Origin of the sequence: Streptomyces sp. NRRL F-5630 (assembly GCF_000719475.1) — a bacterium.
Lineage (GTDB): Bacteria > Actinomycetota > Actinomycetes > Streptomycetales > Streptomycetaceae > Streptomyces.
In genome coordinates this window covers 23,821-29,867 of sequence record NZ_JOGO01000072.1, presented here as the reverse complement: position 1 = coordinate 29,867, position 6,047 = coordinate 23,821, and the positions used below count along the sequence as shown (strand labels likewise).

2 protein-coding genes and 1 riboswitch are annotated in these 6,047 nt (G+C 76.2%); of the genes, one reads left to right on the top strand and one right to left on the bottom strand.

What is annotated here, in order from left to right; genetic code table 11:
- Positions 1-792 precede the first annotated feature (792 nt).
- Complete coding sequence (cobN, locus tag IF99_RS0125215; protein WP_030999657.1) at positions 793-4,383, bottom strand: cobaltochelatase subunit CobN; 3,591 nt, start codon at positions 4,381-4,383, stop codon at positions 793-795.
- Between the two features lie 55 nt (positions 4,384-4,438).
- A riboswitch (cobalamin riboswitch) is annotated at positions 4,439-4,514 on the bottom strand.
- A 222-nt stretch (positions 4,515-4,736) separates the two neighbouring features.
- Here cobN and IF99_RS0125210 point away from each other — a divergent pair.
- Positions 4,737-6,029 (top strand): cobalamin biosynthesis protein CobG, encoded by a 1,293-nt coding sequence (locus IF99_RS0125210; protein ID WP_030999656.1) that lies wholly within the window; start codon positions 4,737-4,739, stop codon positions 6,027-6,029.
- The last annotated feature ends 18 nt before the right edge of the window (positions 6,030-6,047 follow it).

The window sequence follows — 6,047 nt, the reverse complement described above, 5'->3', positions numbered from 1 at the left end:
GGGGGCAAGGCTCGCGGGGGCGCGGCGGGGGCGGTAGGGGTCCGGTCCGGTAGGGCCGGGGGCCGCCGGGGGTGCCGCGCGCGGCGCGGGTCTCAGGCCCGGGATCGGTGGCGGCGTGGCCGGTGGGTGGGGCGACCGCCGGACCGGTGGGCGCGCACGAGTGCCATACGTGTCAGCTCCATCCCTCGTGGACATCGTGGACAACGTGGATAACGCGGACAACACGGATCGTCCCACGGCCGGTCATCGATCCCGGCTCACCGCGCCCCGCGTGCCCGCCGACGTCCCTGCGCGCCGGTGCGTGGCTCGCGAATCTCGCGACGGGTCGCTCCCCGGTACCGAAGGCGGGGCCGCGCCGGGATCGCGCCGGCAGCCCCGCACCGCGGGCCTGCCCGGACTATATAGTTGGACGTCCTAGTAAATCCAGCCTCCGAACGGGACCCGCGAGGAAACCGCAGGTCGGAGGGGCGTGATGACATGGGGTCAGCGCTGCGGACGGAGCCGTGGAGCCGGTCGGCCGGGGCTCGGGACCTGCGCGCGAGCCCGGATCTCGTGCGCCCCTCACTCCTGCCGGGCGTCAGGAAACGGGTCGTGAGCACGGGGCGGCTTGAGACGTGCGGGCCCGGGGCACCCGGGCCCGCGCCCGCCTGTCACCGCGCGCGAGCCCTCGCGACGAGAGCCCTTCCGGCCACGGCGACCACCGCTCCCCCACCCGTCCACCGGGCGGCGGCGTGTCCCCCGCCCCACGCCTCGCGCCCCCGCCCGGAGGAACCGCCGCCGAGGGCGGCACGCTCAGCCCTCGCCGGCCTCCAGGTCCCCCTCCGTCTCCAGGTACACCTGCCGCAGCGCGTCGAGCACCGCAGGGTCCGGCTCGGCCCACATGCCGCGCGACTCGGCCTCCAGGAGACGTTCCGCGATGCCGTGCAGGGCCCAGGGGTTGGCCTCCTGGAGAAAGGCGCGGTTCGTCTCGTCCAGGACGTACGTCTCGGTGAGCTTGTCGTACATCCAGTCGGCGATGACGCCCGTCGTCGCGTCGTAGCCGAACAAGTAGTCCACGGTGGCGGCGAGTTCGAAGGCGCCCTTGTAGCCGTGGCGGCGCATCGCCTCGATCCAGCGGGGGTTGACGACGCGGGCGCGGAAGACGCGCGAGGTCTCCTCGACGAGGGTGCGGGTGCGGACCGTCTCGGGGCGGGTCGAGTCGCCGATGTACGCCTCGGGCGCGGTGCCGCGCAGCGCGCGCACGGCGGCGACCATGCCGCCGTGGTACTGAAAGTAGTCGTCCGAGTCGGCGATGTCGTGCTCGCGTGTGTCGGTGTTCTTGGCGGCGACGGCGATCCTGCGGTAGGCGGTCTCCATCTCCTCGCGCGCGGGCCGCCCTTCGAGGCCGCGCCCGTACGCGTAGCCGCCCCACACCGTGTAGACCTCGGCGAGATCGGCGTCGGTGCGCCAGTCGCGCGAGTCGATGAGCTGGAGCAGTCCCGCGCCATACGTGCCCGGCCGGGAGCCGAAGATGCGGGTCGTGGCGCGGCGCTCGTCGCCGTGCTCGGCCACGTCGCGCCGGACGTGGGCGCGGATGTGGTTGACGTCCTCGGGCTCGTCGAGCGAGGCGGCGAGGCGGACGGCGTCGTCGAGAAGGCCGACCGTGTGCGGGAAGGCGTCGCGGAAGAAGCCGGAGATGCGCAGGGTGACGTCGACGCGGGGGCGGCCCAGTTCCTCGTACGGGATCGCTTCGAGCCCCGTGACGCGGCGCGAGGCGTCGTCCCACACGGGCCGGACGCCGAGCAGGGCGAGGGCCTCGGCGATGTCGTCGCCGGCCGTGCGCATCGCGCTCGTGCCCCACAGCGAGAGCCCGACCGAGGTGGGCCACTCGCCGTGGTCGGCGCGGTAGCGGTCCAGGAGCGAGGTCGCGAGCGCCTGCCCGGTCTCCCAGGCGAGCCGCGAGGGGACGGCCTTCGGGTCCACGGAGTAGAAGTTGCGGCCGGTCGGGAGGACGTTGACGAGGCCGCGCAGCGGGGAGCCGGAGGGCCCGGCGGGGACGAACCCGCCGCGCAGGGCGTGCAGCGTGTGGTCGAGTTCACCGGTCGTCGCCGCGAGGCGCGGGATCACCTCGCGCGCGGCGAAGGCGAGGACCGCGCGGACGTCCTCGTTCTCGTCCTCGGGCACGGCCTCCGGGTCCCAGCCCGCGTCCTCCATCGCCTGGACGAGCGCGCGGGCGCGCTCCTCGGCGGCGTCCGCGCTCGCGAGGGTCGCTGCGGACTCGTCGAGGCCGAGGGCCTCGCGCAGCCCGGGGAGTGCCTGCGTGCCGCCCCAGATCTGGCGGGCGCGGAGGATCGCGAGGACGAGGTTGACCCGGTCGGTGCCGGCCGGGGCCTTGCCGAGAACGTGGAGGCCGTCGCGGATCTGGGCGTCCTTGACCTCGCAGAGCCAGCCGTCGACGTGGAGGAGGAAGTCGTCGAAGCCGTCGTCGTCGGGGCGGTCGTCGAGGCCGAGGTCGTGGTCGAGGCGCGCGGCCTGGATGAGGGTCCAGATCTGGGCGCGGATCGCGGGGAGCTTCGCGGGGTCCATGGCGGCGATCTGCGCGTGCTCGTCGAGGAGTTGCTCCAGGCGCGCGATGTCCCCGTAGGACTCGGCGCGGGCCATCGGCGGCACGAGGTGGTCGACGAGGGTGGCGTGGACGCGGCGCTTGGCCTGCGTGCCCTCGCCCGGGTCGTTGACGAGGAAGGGGTAGACGAGGGGCAGGTCGCCGAGCGCGGCGTCGGGGCCGCAGGCGGCGGAGAGCCCGGCGTTCTTGCCGGGCAGCCACTCCAGGTTGCCGTGCTTGCCGAGGTGCACCATGGCGTCGGCGCCGAAGCCGCCCTCGCTCCTCGGCGCGGCGATCCAGCGGTAGGCGGCGAGGTAGTGGTGCGAGGGGGGCAGGTCGGGGTCGTGGTAGATCGCGATGGGGTTCTCGCCGAAGCCGCGCGGAGGCTGGATGAGGACGAGGAGATTCCCGAAGCGGAGTGCGGCGAGCACGATGTCGCCCTCGGGGTTCGCGGAGCGGTCGACGAACATCTCGCCGGGCGCGGGCCCCCAGTGCTCCTCCACGGCCCCGCGCAGTTCCTCGGGGAGCGTGGCGAACCAGCGGCGGTAGTCGGCGGCGGGGATGCGGACCGGGTTGGCCGCGAGCTGGTCCTCGGTGAGCCAGTCCTGGTCGTGCCCGCCCGCGTCGATGAGCGCGCGGATCAGCTCGTCGCCGTCGCCGGACTCCACGCCGGGCAGGGGCTCGGTGCCGAAGTCGTAGCCCTCGGCGAGGAGGCGGCGCAGGAGCGCGACGGCGCTCGCCGGGGTGTCGAGGCCGACCGCGTTGCCGATGCGGGAGTGCTTGGTGGGGTACGCGGACAGGACGAGCGCGAGGCGCTTGTCGGGCGCGGGGATGTGGCGCAGGCGGGCGTGGCGCACGGCGATCCCGGCGACGCGCGCGGCGCGCTCGGGGTCGGCGACATAGGCGGGGAGGCCGTCGGCGTCGATCTCCTTGAAGGAGAAGGGAACGGTGATGAGGCGGCCGTCGAACTCGGGCACGGCGATCTGGCTGGCGGCGTCGAGCGGCGAGACCCCCTCGTCGTTGTCCTCCCAGTCGGCGCGCGAGCCGGTGAGGCACAGGGCCTGGAGGATCGGTACGTCGAGCCCGGCGAGCGCGCCCGCGTCCCACGCCTCCTCGTCGCCGCCCGCGCTCGCCTCGGCCGGGCGCGTGCCGCCCGCGGCGAGGACGGTGGTGATGAGGACGTCGGCGGTGCGGAGCGTGTCGAGGAGCCCCTCCTCGGGGGTGCGCAGCGAGGCCACGTAGAGCGGGAGCGCCTGGGCCCCGGCGTCCTCGACCGCCTCGCACAGGGCGTCCACGAAGCCGGTGTTGCCGCTCATGTGGTGGGCGCGGTAGTAGAGCACCGCGACGACCGGGCCCGTGGTGGTGCGCGGGACGCGGTCCAGGGGGCCCCAGGAGGGGGCGGGCGCGGGGGCGTCGAAGCCGTGCCCGGTGAGGAGCACGGTGTCGGAGAGGAAGCGGGCGAGGTGTTCGAGGTTCGCGGGACCGCCGTGGGCGAGGTAGGCATGGGCCTCGGCCGCGATGCCGACCGGGACGGTGGACGCGGCCATGAGCTGGGCGTCGGGGGCCTGCTCGCCGCTGAGCACGACGACGGGCCTGCCGTCGGCGAGGAGCAGGTCGAGCCCCTCCTGCCAGACCCGGATGCCGCCGAGGAGCCGTACGACGACGAGGTCGACGCCTTCGAGGAGGGCGGGGAGCTCGTCGAGCGCGAGCCGCGAGGGGTTCGCGAAGCGGTACGGGACCGGGCCCGCGGCGGCGCGGGCGCTGAGCAGGTCCGTGTCGGACGTCGACAGGAGCAGGAACATGCGGCGTCGGCCCTTCCTCGGGGTGTCCACGCCCCGGGCGGTGTTCGGACGGCGGGAGTTCCTGACTCACACGCGCGGGGAGCGCGTGCTCACAGTGGCGGGACCGCGCCGGATTCGCACCGGGCTTCCTCCCATGTCGCCGTCTGGCGGTGGCGGACCGGGTGGGGCCGCCGAGTGGTCATAGTACGGGGGGCGCGTGGCGGGGATACGGGGCAGGGGGTGAGGGCGGCAACGACCGGCGGTCGGCGGTACGGGGGCGGGGTGGGGGGCGGCGGTACGGGGCACGGGCCGGAGACGGCGGGCGTCGGCGGTACGGGGACGGGCGGGGCGGTCTCGCCGGAGAGCGGATCGGTATGCTCGCCGCCATGCCCTCCCCTCTTCCGCGCCCCGCCGTGCCCCCGGCGTCCCCGGTGCCTTCGGCGAGCACCGCCGGGGGCCGTGGTGACGCCTGTCCCGGGGCCCTGCGGCTGCACCTCGCCGACGACGGCGGGCTCGCGCGGGTGCGGATACCCGGCGGGGTGCTCGACGCGGGGCAGTGGGAGGCCCTGGGCGCGCTGGCCCTGCGGCGCGGTGACGGGGACCTGCACCTGACCTCGCGCGGCAACGTCCAGTTGCGCGGCCTCGACCCCGCCTCGGGTGACGCGCTCGGCCGGGCCCTCGCGGACGCGGGCCTGCTCCCCTCGCCCGCCCACGAACGCGTCCGCAACATCGTCGCCTCGCCGCTCTCCGGGCTCGACGGCCTCGGGGAGCGCCCGGTGTGCGAGTGGCTGCGCGCGCTCGACGCCGGGCTGTGCGGGAGCGCGTGGGCCACCGGCCTCTCGGGACGGTTCCTCTTCGCGCTCGACGACGGCCGCGGCGACATGACCGCGCTGAGGGCCGACGTGACCGTGCGCGCCCTGCCCGAGGACGAGGCACTGGTGTCCGTCGGCGGTGAGCGCTTCGTGGTGGCGGACGCGCACGCCCCGCAAGCGGCCCTCCGCGCGGCCGAGCTCTTCCTCGACGCCGCGGCCCGCGTTCCCGCCGCCACCCGCGTGTGGCGGGTCGCCGACCTGCCGGACGGCGCGTCCCTCGCGGGCGCGGCACGGGAACGGCTCGCCGCGGAGGGCGTGGCGACCCGTACCGCCGTCGCCGGGCCGCCGCTCCCGGAAGCGGCCTCGCCCGCACCCGGCCCGTACCCCGGCGCGCTCGCCGTGCACGTCCCCCTGGGACGCCTCTCCCCCACCGCCTGGCAGGAGATGGCCCGGGCCGGGACGGAGCTGCGGCTCACGCCGTGGCGCGGCGTCGTCGTCGCCGGGCCCGCCGGGGACGCCGCCGCGCGGCTCGCCGCGGCCGGGCTCGTCACCGCGCCCTGCTCGCCCTGGCCGCGCGTCGGCGCGTGCGTGGGGCGGCCGGGGTGTGCGCGGGCCCGCGCCGACGTGCGCGCCGACGCCGCGCGGGCGCTGCCCGCCGTCGCCGCCTCGCCGCTTCCGCTGTACTGGTCGGCGTGCGAGCGGCGCTGCGGCCGGCCCGCCGAGCCGCACGCCGATGTCGTCGCGGGCCCCGACGGCGGCTACCTCCTCTCCGTCCCGGGACGGGCCCCGCTCCTGGTGGACCCGGCGGATCCCGCGCGCTTCGCGAGGGCGCTGCGGACTCCCGCCGGGACATGACGACCGGCTCCCCGCCCC

What these genes read in the sequence shown, in the direction of transcription:
- cobN (WP_030999657.1), bottom strand. Translation starts at nt 4,383, where the DNA reads ATGTTCCTGCTCCTGTCGACGTCCGACACGGACCTGCTCAGCGCCCGC.
- IF99_RS0125210 (WP_030999656.1), top strand. Translation starts at nt 4,737, where the DNA reads ATGCTCGCCGCCATGCCCTCCCCTCTTCCGCGCCCCGCCGTGCCCCCG.